Below are 13,955 nucleotides of genomic sequence, written 5' to 3' on the forward strand. Positions count from 1 at the left end.
CGGCGGCCGGGCGGACGGCGCGCGCGACGCCGCGGGCGGGCGTGACGACGCGCGGAACGGCCGCACCGGCGAGCCGCCCGGGAGGCGCCGGTCCGCACCGGGCGCACCCGTCCCACCCGCACGCACGACGCGAAGAGGCGATCCAGGCGTGCCCGGCGGCGGCCCGCGCCGCGTCGGCGCGCAGCACCCGGGCCCCGGTGAGGGGCGTCCGCGCGGCGCCGCGGGATCGGGGGACGACAAGCGGCCTACGGCGGGATCGCCGGGGCGGTCCGCGAGCGGCGCGGGGTCAGGGCAGCCGCGCGCGGGTGCACAGGGCGCCCCTGACCGTCCGCGCGGCGGCGTGGCGGGTCATGCCGGTCGCGGAGCCGCGTCCGGCGCTCCCGGCCGTCCTCGCCCCTCCGCCGCCGGCGATCCGCGTGGCGCCTCCGGAAAAGCCCCCGGAAAGTCAGGCGCCCCGGGAAAGCCAGGCGTCTCCGGCAGGTCCGGCGCTTCGGGCAGGCCCGGCGTCTCGGGGACATCGGCCGCTTCCCTGAAACCGGGCGTGCAAGGAAAACCCGGCGCTCCTGGCGCATCCGGCGCCTCCGGAGACGGTGCTTCCGCGAAGGCAGGGGCCCCGGGCAGGACCGGCGCGCCGCGGCCCGCCGCGCCGGGGGCACCCGGCGGGACCGGCCCGGGCCGTCCCCGCACCGGCGGCGCCCCGCAGCGTCCGTCGGGTCCGCAGCGTCCGTCGGGTCCGCAGCGTGCTTCGGGTCCACCCGGTCCACCGGGCCCGCCGCGTCCGCCCGCCGTGCTCCGGCTGGGCAACCCCGCGCGGCGGCTGAGGGCGGCGCTGGTGGTGATGGCGATCGTGCTGTCGCTGTTCGCCGGCCGGCTGGTGCAACTTCAGGGCTTCGACTCCAAGGTGCTCCAGGCGAGGGCCGCGGAGCAGCGCGTGCGGCCGGAGACGCTGCCGGCGCGGCGCGGCTCGATCACCGACGCCGGCGGCCACGACCTCGCCGTGACGGTCGAGGCCAGGGAGATCTACGTCGACCCCAAGGACGTCGACGCGGACAAGCGCGACCTGGTCGCCACCACGCTGGCACGGGAGCTGAACAAGCCCAAGGAGGAGATCGCCGCCGCGCTGGCCAAAATCACCCAGCGGTACATCCCGCTGGCCCGCGACGTCGAGCCGGCGCGGGCCAAGCGCATCATGGGCTTCGAGCTCAAGGGCGTGGGGATGAAGGAGACCTACCGGCGCTTCTACCCCGGCGGCTCGCTCGCGGGCGGCCTGCTCGGCTTCGTCGGCGTCGACGGCAGGGGCCTGGAGGGGCTGGAGAGCGCGTACGACGACGTCCTCGCGGGCAAGGACGGCAAGCAGAGCGTCGAGCTCGGCGCGAACCGGCAGCGCATCCCGATGACGCGCAGCCAGCGCGAGGCGCCGGTGCCCGGGCGGGACGTGCGCCTGACCATCAACAGGGACATCCAGTGGGCCGCGGAGCAGGCGCTGGCCCGGCAGGTCCGCGAGACGGGGGCGCGCAGCGGCAGCGTGATCGTCATCGACGTGCCGACCGGGCAGATCCTCGCCATGGCGAACGCGCCCCAGGCCGACCTCAACGACTGGCAGTCGGCCTCGGCCGAGGACCGCGCCAACCGCGCGGTGTCGGAGGTGTTCGAGCCGGGCAGCACCAACAAGGTGATCACGGCCGCGGCGGCGATGGAGGCGGGCGCGGTCACCCCCGACACCGTCTTCCAGGTGCCCGACCACATCCAGTGCGCCGACCGGCAGCTCAGGGACGCCCATCCGCACAAGCCCGAGCCGCTGACGTTCACCGGGATCCTCGCCGAGTCGAGCAACGTCGGCACGATCATGGTATCCGACAAGATCTCCAGTCAGCGGCTGTACGACATGTTCCGGTCCTTCGGATTCGGCGCGCGCAGCGGATCGGGGGTCCCCGGTGAACAGGCCGGCCTGCTGCCGCAGTGGCAGACGTGGTCGGGCAGCCAGCGCTGTACGATCGCCTACGGCCAGGGCATCTCGGTCACCGCGCTGCAGATGGCCAGCGTCTACCAGACGATCGCCAACGGTGGAGTGCGGATGACCCCCTCGATCGTGGCGGGCACCACCGACGCGCACGGCGCGTTCGTCCCCAGCCCCGCGGCCAAGGGCACGCGGGTGATCAGCGAGACCACCGCCAGGAAGATCGCGCTGATGCTGGAGGCCGCGGTGGGCCACGAGGGCACGGGAGAGGAGGCCTCGATCGAGGGCTACCGCGTGGCGGGCAAGACCGGCACCGCCATGCGGTACGACGAGAAGTGCGCGGGATACTGCGGGTACACCGCCACGTTCGTCGGCTTCACCCCCGCGGACCAGCCCCGGCTGATGGCCCTGGCGGTCATCCAGGATCCGAAGAAAGGCCACTACGGCGGCGCCGTCGCCGCCCCGGTGTTCAAGGACGTCATGACTTTCGCGTTGAAGAACAGGAAGATCCCCCCGACCGGCACGAAGGCGCCAGTGATGGTCCTTCGCCCGTCGGAGTGACCGGAGCCGGAGTGGCCGGGGCCGGAGTGGCCGAGGCGAGCGACGGAGGGGGGTACGCTCTCGCCGTGCGTTCCCCGTCGTCCATGCGTCCCGAGGCCGTCCAGGCCCGCCCGCTGTCCGCGCTCGCGTCCCTGCTCGGCACGTCGGCGGCCGTCCCGTCCCCCGGAGCGCGGGTGGTCCGCGGCACGGTCACCGGCATCACCCTCGACTCGCGCCGGGTGCGGCGCGGCGACCTGTACGTGGCCGTGCCCGGCAAAGCCCGGCACGGCGCGGAGTTCGCCGGCGACGCCCTGGCGGCGGGCGCCACGGCGATCCTGACCGACGCCGACGGCCGCGACCCGGCCGTCGCCACCGGGCTGCCGGTGCTCGTCGTGCCCGACCCGAGGGCGGTGCTCGGACAGGTCGCCGCCTGGGTGTACGGCAAGCCGGCGGCCGGCATCACGCTCATCGGCGTCACCGGCACCAGCGGCAAGTCCACCTCGACGTTCCTGCTTGAGGCGGGCCTGCGGGCGGCGGGCCACCGCACCGGCCTGGTCGGCGGCGTGGAGATCCGCGCGGGCGACGTGCGGTTCACCCCCGAGCTCACCACCCCGGAGGCGACCGACCTGCAGGGGCTGTTCGCGCTGATGCGCGAGCGGGGCGTGAGCGCGGCGGCCATGGAGGTCTCCAGCCACGCCCTGGCCCTCGGCCGCGTGGACGGCCTGTTCTACGACGTGTCGATCTTCACCAACCTGTCGCAGGACCACCTGGACTTCCACCGCGACCTGGACGACTACTTCGCGGCCAAGGCGCGCCTGTTCACCCCCGAGTTCAGCCGGGCGGGCGTGGTGAACATCGACGACGCCCACGGCCGGGAGCTGGCCGCCACGGCCAAGATCCCGATCACCACGTTCTCCGCCACCGGGGCGCCGGAGGCCGACTGGCGCGCCGAGGACGTGCGCCTGGGCCCCGCCGGCAGCCGGTTCCGCCTGGTCGGTCCCGGCGGGGTCGAGGCCGAGGTTTCGGTGGCCCTGCCCGGCCCGTTCAACGTGGCCAACACGCTCGGCGCGCTGGTGGCGCTGGTGGAGGCCGGGGTCCCGCTGCAGGCCGCGGTGACCGGCGTCGGCGAGTTCGGCGGCGTGCCGGGCCGGATGGAGCGGGTGCCGGGCGCGGACGACGTCCAGGTGATCGTGGACTACGCGCACAAGCCGGGCGCGGTGGAGTCGGTCCTGCGCTCGCTGCGCGCGGTGCTGGACGACGGGCCGGGAGGCCGCCTGGTGATCGTGCTGGGCTGCGGCGGCGACCGCGACCGCGGCAAGCGCCCGATGATGGGCGAGGCCGCCGTCCGCCTCGCCGACCTGGCCGTGTTCACCAGCGACAACCCCCGTACGGAGGACCCGCTCGCGATCCTCGCCGCGATGCTGGAGGGCGCGCTGCGGGTACCCATCAAGGAGCGGGCCCACGTGGTCGTGGAGCCGGACCGGGCGGACGCCATCCGCCTGGCGATCGGCGGTGCGGCCCCCGGAGATGTGGTAGTTGTGGCCGGCAAGGGACACGAGCAGGGGCAGTACGTCGGGGGCGAGGTCATTCCCTTCGACGACCGCGAGGTCGCCGCCGCGGCCGTCGCGGAGCGGAGCCGGGCGCGGCGGGCGGCGCGGGAGGCCGCCGATGCGTGAGCCGTGGCCGGGCCGTGCCCTGGCGGCCGAGTTAGCGACGCGAAAGAGAGCAGGAAAGACACCATGATCCCGTTGCCGCTGGCCCGGGTCGCCGAGATCACGTCCGGAGCGCTGAACGGGGCGGCCGACCCGGCAGCCGTGGTCCGGGGGCCCGTCGTGATCGACTCACGGGCGGCCGGACCGGGCTCGCTGTTCGTGGCGATCAAGGGTGAGCGGGCCGACGGGCACGACTTCGCCCGGCAGGCCCGCGACGCCGGCGCCGTCGCCGTCCTCGCCACCCGGCCCGTCGACGCGCCGGCCGTGATCGTGGCCGACCCGCTCGCGGCCCTGGCCTCGCTGGCCACCGCCGTGCTGTCGGAGCTGCCCGGCACGACCGTGGTCGGCGTGACCGGATCCGCGGGCAAGACCACGACCAAGGACCTGCTGGCCGGTCTCGCCGCCCGGCTCGGCCCCACGGTCGCCCCCGTCGGCTCGTACAACAACGAGATCGGCCATCCGCTGACCGTGCTCAAGGCCGACGAGACCACCCGGTTCCTGGTCCTGGAGCTGAGCGCGCGCAGCATCGGCCACATCGCCTACCTCGCGGGGATCGCCCCGCCCCGCATCGGCGTCGTGCTCAACGTCGGGACAGCGCACCTCGGGGTGTTCGGCGGCAAGGAGGCGATCGCGCAGGCCAAGGGCGAGCTCGTCGAGGCGCTGCCCGCCGGCGGGGTCGCCGTGCTCAACGCCGACGACCCGCTGGTGCGCGCGATGGCCGGCCGTACGAGCGCGCGGGTGACCTACTTCGGGCGCTCGCCGGAGGCGCACGTGCGGGCGGAGGACGAGACGCTCGACGCGACCGGCCGCGCCTCGTTCACGCTGCGCACGCCGTCCGGCGCCGCCCCGGTCCGGCTGCGCCTGTACGGCGCGCACACGGTGGAGAACGCCCTGGCCGCCGCGGCGGCCGCGCACGAGCTGGGGCTGCCGGTGGCCGACATCGCCGAGGAACTGTCGGCGGCCGAGCCGCGCAGCCGCTGGCGGATGGAGGTCACCGAGCGGCCCGACGGCGTGACCGTGATCAACGACGCCTACAACGCCAACCCCGACTCCATGCGGGCCGCCTTCGGCAGCCTCGCGGTCATCGGGGAGGGACGGCGGCGGTTCGCGGTGATCGCCGCGCTGCGCGAGCTGGGCGAGGACGGCCCGGCGCTGAACGAGGACCTCGGGCGGCTGGCCGCGGGCGCGGGCCTGGAGGCGGTCGTCGTCGTGGGGGAGGACGCCGGGCCGGTGCTGCGGGGCGCGCCCGGCGCGATCCACGTCCCGGACGCCGCGGCGGCGGCGCGGGAGTTGTCGGACCGGCTCGCGCCGGGCGACGTGGTGCTGGTGAAAGGGCCGCGTGCGGCCGGGCTCGAGCGGGTCGCCGAGGCGATCCTCGGAGGTGACGCCCGGTGAGGAACATCCTCATCGCGGGGGCGATCTCGCTGATTCTGTCCATGGTCGGCACGCCGCTGGCCATCCGGCTGTTCGCCCGCAGGGGCTACGGCCAGAACATCCGGGAGGAGGGCCCGTCGGGTCACTACGACAAGAAGGGCACTCCCACGATGGGCGGCACGGTGATCGTCATCGCGTCGCTGATCGGCTATTTCATGGCCCATGGGGTGACCGTCTTCTCGGCGGTCAGCGACCCCCCGACGGCGTCGGGACTGCTGGTGCTGTTCCTGATGACGGGCCTCGGCGCGGTCGGCTTCCTCGACGACTTCATCAAGATCTACAAGCAGCGGAGCCTGGGCCTGCGCAGCGGCGCCAAGGCGGGCGGGCAGCTCGTCGTCGGCGCGATCTTCGCGGTGCTCGTCCTGCGTTTCCCCAACGCCTACGCCGTGACCCCCGCGGAGACGCGGGTGTCGTTCCTGCGGGACATCGGGCCGTCGATCGGGCTGATCGGGTTCATGATCTGGGTCGTGTTCTTCATCGTGGGCTTCTCGAACGCGGTGAACCTGACCGACGGTCTCGACGGCCTGGCCTCCGGCGCCACCTGCCTGGTCCTCGCGGCGTACGTGCTGATCGGCAACTGGCAGCTGCGCAACAGCTGCACGACGGTCGGCTTCGGCCCCAACTGCTACTGGGTGCGAGATCCGCTCGACCTGGCGGTGGTCGCGGCGGCGGTGCTGGGCGCCTGTCTGGGCTTCCTGTGGTGGAACGCGCCGCCCGCCAAGATCTTCATGGGTGACACCGGCTCGCTGGCCCTCGGCGGCGTGATCGCCGGCCTGGCCTTCACCACCCGGACCCAGCTCCTGCTCGTCATCCTGGGCGGCCTGTTCGCGATCATCACGATGTCGGTGATCATCCAGGTCGGTTCGTTCAAGCTGACCCGCAGACGCGTGTTCCGGATGGCGCCCCTCCAGCACCACTTCGAGCTGTCGGGCTGGGCCGAGACGACGATCGTGGTGCGCTTCTGGCTGATCGCCGCGTTGTGCGTCGCCGCCGGTCTCGGACTGTTCTACCTCGAATGGATGCCGAAACAGTGAACGTCGTCGTCGCCGGCCTCGGCGTGTCGGGCGCCGCCGCGGCGCGGGCCCTGGCGGCGCGCGGCGAGCGCGTGACCGTGCTGGAGGCCGTGGACGGCGAGCGGCAGCGCGCGACGGCCGCCGAGCTCGCCGAGCTGGGCGTGGAGGTGCGCTTCGGCGAGCCCGCGCTGCCCGCCGGGACCTCGCTCCTGGTCACCTCGCCGGGCTGGCGTCCCGCCCACCCGCTGCTCGTCGCCGCCGCGGACGCGGGCGTCGAGGTGATCGGGGAGGTCGAGCTGGCCTGGCGGCTGCGGGGCGAGTCCGCGGCCCCCTGGCTGGCGCTGACCGGCACCAACGGCAAGACCACCGCCGTCCGCATGCTCGCGTCCATGCTGTCCGCCGCCGGGCACAAGGCCCTGGCCGTGGGCAACGTGGGCGTCCCGATCGCGGAGGCCGTGGACGGACCGTACGACGTGCTGGCCGTGGAGCTGTCGAGCTTCCAGCTCCACTGGTCCTCGACCCTGGCCCCGCTCGCGGCGGCCGTGCTCAACGTGGCGCCCGACCACATCGACTGGCACGGCTCGATGGAGGAGTACGCCGCGGCCAAGGCGCGCGTCTACGCGGGAGCGGGGACCGTGGTCTACAACGCCGACGACGCGTGGTCGTCCCGCCTGGCCGAGCCGTACGGCTCTCGGGTGGGCTTCACGCTCGCCGTGCCCCGGCCCGGGCAGCTGGGCGTCGTGGAGGACCTGCTGGTCGACCGGGCCTTCGTGGCCGACCCCGCGACCTCGGCGGAGGAGCTGGCCTGCCTCGCCGACGTGCGGCCGTTCGCGCCGCACAACGTCGCCAACGCGCTCGCCGCCGCCGCCCTGGCCCGCGCCTACGGCGTGCCGCCCGAGGCCGTGCGGCGCGGCCTGCGGGAGTTCACCCCCGACCCGCACAGGATCGCCCACGTGGCCCGGGTCGGCGAGGTCGACTACGTGGACGACTCCAAGGCCACCAACCCGCACGCCGCCGCCGCGTCGCTGGCCGCCTACAAGTCGATCGTGTGGATCGCCGGCGGTCAGCTCAAGGGCGCCGACGTCGACGACCTCGTACGGCAGGCCGCGCCCCGGCTGAGAGGCGCGGTGCTGCTGGGGACCGACCGGGACGTGATCCGCCGCGCATTGGCGCGACACGCCGCGAATGTCCCCGTCGTGGACGTGCCGGGGCAAGACACTGGGGTCATGGACCGTGTCGTCGCCGAAGCCGCCCGGCTCGCCACCCCGGGTGACACCGTGCTGCTCGCCCCCGCCGGGGCGTCACTGGACATGTTCGCGAGTTACGGAGCGCGTGGGGAGGCCTTCGCCCGAGCCGTGCGGCGGCTGGCGGCCCGGTGACGGGCCCCGCGACCGGCTCCGCCGGTGCCGCCACCGCACGGAAGGCGGAGCGTCAGGGGCCCGAGCCCGTCGGCTGGGCCGGCGCCCAGCTCGCCGCGCTGCGCGAGCTGCTCGGCCGCCCGCTGACGTCCTACCACCTGGTGCTCGGCTGCAGCGCGCTGCTGCTGGCGCTCGGGCTGATGATGGTGTTGTCGGCGTCGAGCATCGAGGCGCTGCAGCGGACCGGCGACCCGTTCTACTGGTTCCTCAAGCAGGTCACGTCGGTGGCGATCGGGCTCCCCCTGATGTGGGTCTGCTCCCGGTTGCCGCAGCGGTTCTTCCGCCTGGCCGGTTATCCGCTGATGGGCCTGGCGATCCTCGGCCTGCTGATGGTCATCTTCCTCGGCCAGGAACTGCTGGGCGCCCAGCGGTGGATCGTCATCGGCCCGTTCTCGGTCCAGCCGTCGGAGCCGGCGAAGCTGGCCCTGGTGCTGTGGGGGGCCGACCTGCTCGCGGCGCGGGCGCGCGGCGGCCGCATCGAGTGGCGCCAGCTGCTGATCCCGCTGATGCCGGGCGTGGCCCTGCTGGCCGTCCTGGTCATGCTCGGGCGCGACCTCGGCACCACGCTCGTGCTCATGATGGTCTTCCTCGCGCTGCTGTGGGTGGTCGGCGCGCCGGTGCGGCTGTTCGGCGGGATCCTCGCGCTGCTCGCGCTGGCGACCGCCACTATGATCATCGTCGAGCCGTACCGGCTCGACCGCCTCACCGGCTTCCTGCACCCGTGGGACACCGCGCAGAACGAGGGGTTCCAGTCCGTCCAGGGACTGATGGCGATCGGCTCCGGCGGCTGGTTCGGCCTCGGGCTCGGCGCGGGCCGGCAGAAGTGGAACTACCTGCCACATGCCGAGAGCGACTTCATCTTCTCCATCATCGGCGAGGAGCTCGGGCTGATGGGCACGCTCGTGGTGGTCGCGCTGTTCGGCCTGCTCGGCTATGCCGGGCTGCGCATCGCCAGCCGGACGAAGGACCCCTTCGTCCGGCTGGCGGCCGCGGCCACCACCGCCTGGATCGCCGGGCAGGCCGTCGTCAACATCGGCGCGGTCATCGGGGTCTTCCCGGTCACCGGCATCCCGCTGCCCCTGGTGTCGTACGGCGGATCGGCGCTGCTGCCGACGCTCGCGGCGCTCGGCATGCTGCTGTCGTTCGCCAAGCAGGAGCCGGGCGCGGCCGAGGCGCTGGCCGCCCGTGGCCCGGGACCGGTCGCGCGGGCTCTAAGCTGGCTTGGCCTGAACGGCCGCGCCAGGCGGCGGCCCGCGGCCTCGCGGGCACCGGCCCGGCAGCAGGCGGCGCGGCCGCGTACGGCACGAAGAGCAACGACGGAGGAACGGACGCGGGACGATCCGCGGGAAGGTCCGCGAGAACATCTCCGAAGACATCCGCGAGAACATCCGCGAGAACAGGGAGTGACATGAGGGTGGTCCTCGCCGGCGGCGGGACGGCCGGCCATATCGAGCCGGCGCTCGCGCTGGCCGACGCGCTTCGCCGGCTCGACCCGGGGATCGGCATCACCTGCCTCGGCACCGAGCGCGGCCTGGAGACTCGCCTGGTGCCCGCCCGTGGCTACGAGCTCGAACTCGTGCCCGCCGTGCCGCTGCCCCGCTCGCTCAGCCCTCAGCTTCTCACCGTGCCCGGCCGCCTCGCCGGGGCCATCGGCAGCGCCGCGGGCATCCTCGACAAGGTCGGCGCGGACGTCCTGGTCGGCTTCGGCGGGTACGTCGCCACGCCCGGCTACCTCGGCGCCCGCCGGCGCGGCGTGCCGATCGTGGTCCACGAGGCCAACCCCCGGCCCGGCCTGGCCAACCGGCTCGGCGCCCGCCTCACCGAGCACGTCTTCACGGGCCACCCGGACGCCGTGCTCCCGAACGCCCAGTGCATCGGCATCCCGCTGCGCCGCGACATCAGCACGATGGACCGCCTGTCGATGGGCGACAAGGCGCGGTCGTACTTCGGGCTGGAGTCCGACCGGGTGACGCTGCTCGTGTTCGGCGGCTCGCAGGGCGCCCGCTCCATCAACCAGGCGGCGCTGGAGGCCGCGCCCTACCTGCGGGCGGCGGGCGTCCAGGTGCTGCACGTGATCGGGCCCAAGAACACCGTCGAGGTGCAGCCCCCGCCGGGCGACCCGCAGTACGTCATCCTGCCGTACGTCGACCGGATGGACCTCGCCTACGCCGCCGCCGACCTCGTGCTGTCCCGCGCGGGCGCCATGACCTGCGCCGAGCTCACCGCCGTGGGGCTGCCCGCGGCGTTCGTGCCGCTGCCGCACGGCAACGGCGAGCAGCGCCTCAACGCCGAGCCCATCGTGCGGGCCGGGGGCGGCCTGATGGTCGACGACGCGAACCTGTCGGCGGCCTGGATCGTCCAGACGCTGCTGCCGATCCTGAACGACCCCGAGCGCGTGGTCGCGATGTCCGAGGCCGCATCGCGGATGGGCCGCAAGGACGCCGACATGGCGCTCGCCCGCAAGGTGCTGGAGATCGCTCACCGATGAGTCTCGTCAAGCTCGTGGATCCCGTCCCGGCGGCCGACCTGGGGCGGGTGCACTTCATCGGCATCGGCGGCGCCGGGATGTCCGGCATCGCCCGGATCCTGCTCAAGCGGGGCGTGCCGGTGTCGGGCAGCGACGCGCGGCCCTCCGAGCTGCTGGCCGAGCTGCGCGAGCTGGGCGCCGTCATCCACGTCGGCCACGCCGCCTCTCACATCAAGGACGTGGACACGGTCGTGGTGTCCACCGCCATCCGCGACTCCAACCCGGAGTTGGGGGAGGCCCTGCGGCAGAACCTGCGCGTGATCCCGCGCGCCGCCGCGCTGGCCTCGGTCATGACCGGCCGCACCGGCATCGCCGTCGCCGGCACGCACGGCAAGACCACGACCACCTCGATGCTGACCGTGGCGTTGCAGAAGTGCGGCGAGGACCCGTCGTACTGCGTCGGCGGGCAGCTCGTGACGACCGGGCTCGGCGCCGACGACGGCGCGGGCGAGGTGTTCGTGGCGGAGGCCGACGAGAGCGACGGCTCGTTCCTCATGCTCGCGCCGCGCGTCGCCGTGGTCACCAACGTCGAGGCCGACCACCTCGACAACTACGGCGACCCCCAGGCCGTCCACGACGGCTTCGCCCGCTTCGTCGAGCGGATCGGGTCGCTGCTCGTGGTCTGCGCCGACGATCCCGGCGCCGCCGCCCTCGTGCCGGTCGCTCGCGAGCGTGGCCTCGCCGTCGTCACGTACGGCGAGAGCGCCGGCGCCGACCTGCGCACGACCGACGTGGTGCCGCGCGGCCTCGGCGTGGAGTTCGCGGTGGAGCTCGGCCCGGCCGTGCCCGGGGGACCGGGACGCGGCGAGGTGCGCCTGGCCGTGCCGGGCCGGCACAACGCGCTCAACGCCACCGCGGTGATCGCCGTGGCGCTCCACCTCGGCCTGCGCTTCGACGACGTCAAGGAGGGCCTGGCCGCCTTCACCGGGGCCAAGCGGCGGTTCGAGTCCAAGGGCGAGGCCGCGGGCGTGACGGTCTTCGACAGCTACGCCCACCACCCGACCGAGCTGACCGCCGACCTGCGCGCCGCCCGCGACGTCGTCACCGGCGACGGCCGGGTCATCGCGGTCTTCCAGCCGCACCTGTACTCGCGCACCCGGTTCTTCGCCGACGAGTTCGGCGCGGCCCTCGGCCTCGCCGACGAGGTGATCGTGCTGGACGTGTACGGCGCGCGCGAGGACCCCGAGCCCGGGGTCTCCGGCGCGCTCGTCGCGGGGAAGATCCCGCTTCCCGCCGAGCGGGTCGTCTACGCGCCCGACCGGCAGGCCGTGCCCGCGCTCGTCGCCGGCCGGGCCCGTGCCGGGGACATCGTGCTGACGATGGGCGCGGGAGACGTGACGGAGCTCGGCCCGAAGATCGTCGCGGAGCTGTCCGTCCAGTGATCCCGGCCGTGATCGGGGACGTGAGCCGGAGCGTGGGGGACCGGTGAGGCGAGCCGTCCGGCGTTCGGCCCTCGCCACCCTGCTGACCGGCGGGGTGGTCGGCGTCGCCACGTGGGTCGTGTTCTTCTCGCCCGTCCTCGGCGTGCGGGAGGTCGAGATCACCGGCAACAGCCGGATCCCCGCCGAGCAGCTGCGGCAGGCCGCGGGGGTGGGCACCGGCACGCCGCTCGCCACCGTGGACCTCGCCGAGGTCGAACGGCGGGTGCGGGCGATGCGCGCGGTCGAGTCGGCCACGGTCGACCGCGGCTGGCCCGGGACGCTGCGCATCAGCGTGGTCGAGCGCGTCCCCGCCGCGGCCGTGCCCATGGGCGCGACGACCGCGGTGATCGACCGGTACGGGGTCGTCGTGCAGCAGGTGACCGTGGCCCCGCCCCGGCTGCCGGTGCTGCGCGTGCAGCGGGCCGCCGTGGACGATCCCGCCACCAGGGCAGGTCTCACCGTGTTGCGGGCGCTGCCGGAGAGCGTCCTGGAGCGCCTGCGCGAACTGCGCGTCCCCTCTCCCCGGTCGATCACGCTCAAACTCACCGACGGCCGTACGGTCGTATGGGGGGACGCGGCGCGCTCGGCGCAGAAGGGACGTGTCCTGCTCGCCGCCCTCGCCAAGCCGGGAACCAGCTACGATGTCAGCTCGCCGCAGGTGGTGACGGTCAGGTGAGATATCTCACGGGCCGTGGACACGTGATCCGGGCCCGCCCCGGAGCAGGGCATCGTGCGAATAGGACAGCGCGCGACACGCCGGACGGCCTTGCGGCGCGGTTAGTTGACCCTGGGGGACGCGCAACCCTACTGTCCGTATCAATCCTCAGGTTGACATAACGCTAAACCTCAACTTGAGGGTGAGAGTTCAGAAGACGGCGGGCCCTGCCCGCATGGAAACGCAAACGAGCGGAAAGGCCCCTCGTCGTGGCAGCACCGCAGAACTACCTCGCGGTCATCAAGGTCGTCGGCATCGGCGGCGGCGGAGTGAACGCCGTCAACCGGATGATCGAGGAGGGACTCAAGGGCGTCGAGTTCATCGCCATAAACACTGACGCCCAGGCGCTGCTGATGAGTGACGCCGACGTGAAGCTCGACGTGGGGCGCGAGCTCACCCGGGGCCTCGGCGCGGGCGCCAATCCCGAGGTGGGCCGCAAGGCCGCCGAGGACCACCGGGAGGAGATCGAGGAGGTCCTCAAGGGCGCCGACATGGTCTTCGTGACCGCGGGTGAGGGCGGCGGCACCGGGACCGGCGGCGCGCCGGTCGTGGCCAGCATCGCCCGTTCGCTCGGCGCGCTCACGATCGGCGTGGTCACCCGGCCCTTCAGCTTCGAGGGCAAGCGCCGGGCCATGCAGGCCGAGGCCGGCATCGAGACCCTCCGCGAGGAGGTCGACACCCTGATCGTCATCCCGAACGACCGGCTGCTGTCGATCTCCGACCGCCAGGTGAGCGTGCTCGACGCGTTCAAGGCCGCGGACCAGGTGCTGCTGTCCGGTGTGCAGGGCATCACCGACCTCATCACCACCCCCGGTCTGATCAACCTGGACTTCGCCGACGTGAAGTCGGTCATGTCCGGCGCGGGCTCGGCCCTCATGGGCATCGGCCACGCCAGGGGCGACGACCGGTCGGTCGCCGCCGCCGAGATGGCGGTCTCCAGCCCGCTGCTGGAGGCGAGCATCGACGGCGCCCACGGCGTGCTGCTGTCCATCGCGGGCGGCTCCGACCTGGGCCTGTTCGAGATCAACGAGGCGGCCCAGCTCGTCAGCAACGCCGCCGCGCCCGACGCCAACATCATCTTCGGCACGGTCATCGACGACGCGCTCGGCGACGAGGTGCGGGTGACGGTCATCGCGGCCGGGTTCGACGAGCCCGCGCCGGCCGTGCCGGTGGCCGCGCCGCTGTCGCGGCCCCAGCAGGCGGCCCGTCCGGCGCCGG

At 73.9% G+C, this 13,955-nt stretch carries 11 protein-coding genes; 10 read left to right on the forward strand and 1 reads right to left on the reverse strand.

The features are described 5' to 3' along the window. A partial coding sequence (locus ABZ857_RS43330) for a hypothetical protein (protein ID WP_357056578.1) occupies positions 1–187 on the reverse strand: 187 nt, incomplete at its 3' end. 600 nt (positions 188–787) lie between these two features. Between ABZ857_RS43330 and ABZ857_RS43335 the strand changes: the two genes are divergently transcribed. The 10 genes from ABZ857_RS43335 to ftsZ all read left to right on the forward strand — a co-directional run. Beyond that, positions 788–2,518, forward strand: coding sequence for a penicillin-binding protein 2 (locus ABZ857_RS43335; RefSeq protein ID WP_357056581.1), 1,731 nt, complete (start codon positions 788–790; stop codon positions 2,516–2,518). 83 nt (positions 2,519–2,601) lie between these two features. Continuing rightward, complete coding sequence (locus ABZ857_RS43340) at positions 2,602–4,173, forward strand: UDP-N-acetylmuramoyl-L-alanyl-D-glutamate--2,6-diaminopimelate ligase (RefSeq protein WP_357056604.1); 1,572 nt, start codon at positions 2,602–2,604, stop codon at positions 4,171–4,173. 63 nt (positions 4,174–4,236) lie between these two features. Beyond that, entirely contained in the window at positions 4,237–5,604 is a 1,368-nt protein-coding gene (gene murF, locus ABZ857_RS43345) for a UDP-N-acetylmuramoyl-tripeptide--D-alanyl-D-alanine ligase (protein ID WP_357056584.1), read from the forward strand. After that, complete coding sequence (gene mraY, locus ABZ857_RS43350) at positions 5,601–6,677, forward strand: phospho-N-acetylmuramoyl-pentapeptide-transferase (RefSeq protein ID WP_357056587.1); 1,077 nt, start codon at positions 5,601–5,603, stop codon at positions 6,675–6,677. The genes murF and mraY overlap by 4 nt, the downstream gene beginning before the upstream one ends. Beyond that, positions 6,659–8,035 (forward strand): UDP-N-acetylmuramoyl-L-alanine--D-glutamate ligase, encoded by a 1,377-nt coding sequence (murD, locus tag ABZ857_RS43355; protein ID WP_357056590.1) that lies wholly within the window; start codon positions 6,659–6,661, stop codon positions 8,033–8,035. Before mraY ends, murD begins: the two co-directional genes overlap by 19 nt. Positions 8,036–8,133: 98 nt before the next feature. Then, positions 8,134–9,486 carry a putative lipid II flippase FtsW gene (gene ftsW, locus ABZ857_RS43360; RefSeq protein ID WP_357056607.1) on the forward strand — a complete coding sequence of 451 codons (1,353 nt, stop codon included), beginning with the start codon at positions 8,134–8,136 and terminating at the stop codon, positions 9,484–9,486. Further along, positions 9,483–10,562, forward strand: a complete 1,080-nt coding sequence (gene murG / locus ABZ857_RS43365; protein WP_357056592.1) for an undecaprenyldiphospho-muramoylpentapeptide beta-N-acetylglucosaminyltransferase — start codon at positions 9,483–9,485, stop codon at positions 10,560–10,562. Before ftsW ends, murG begins: the two co-directional genes overlap by 4 nt. Then, on the forward strand, positions 10,559–11,983 hold the full coding sequence (murC, locus tag ABZ857_RS43370) for a UDP-N-acetylmuramate--L-alanine ligase (RefSeq protein WP_357056595.1): 1,425 nt from the start codon (positions 10,559–10,561) through the stop codon (positions 11,981–11,983). Before murG ends, murC begins: the two co-directional genes overlap by 4 nt. Before the next feature lie 43 nt (positions 11,984–12,026). After that, complete coding sequence (locus tag ABZ857_RS43375; protein ID WP_357056598.1) at positions 12,027–12,698, forward strand: FtsQ-type POTRA domain-containing protein; 672 nt, start codon at positions 12,027–12,029, stop codon at positions 12,696–12,698. Between the two features lie 248 nt (positions 12,699–12,946). Next, on the forward strand, positions 12,947–13,955 hold a 1,009-nt coding region (ftsZ, locus tag ABZ857_RS43380; protein ID WP_357056601.1), incomplete at its 3' end, for a cell division protein FtsZ.

Source organism: Microbispora sp. NPDC046933, from assembly GCF_040644635.1.
Classification (GTDB): Bacteria; Actinomycetota; Actinomycetes; order Streptosporangiales; family Streptosporangiaceae; genus Microbispora.

Coding starts and splice junctions, on each gene's coding strand:
- ABZ857_RS43340 (WP_357056604.1), top strand. CDS start 2,602: ATGCGTCCCGAGGCCGTCCAGGCCCGCCCGCTGTCCGCGCTCGCGTCC.
- murF (WP_357056584.1), top strand. CDS start 4,237: ATGATCCCGTTGCCGCTGGCCCGGGTCGCCGAGATCACGTCCGGAGCG.
- murD (WP_357056590.1), top strand. CDS start 6,659: ATGGATGCCGAAACAGTGAACGTCGTCGTCGCCGGCCTCGGCGTGTCG.
- murG (WP_357056592.1), top strand. CDS start 9,483: ATGAGGGTGGTCCTCGCCGGCGGCGGGACGGCCGGCCATATCGAGCCG.
- murC (WP_357056595.1), top strand. CDS start 10,559: ATGAGTCTCGTCAAGCTCGTGGATCCCGTCCCGGCGGCCGACCTGGGG.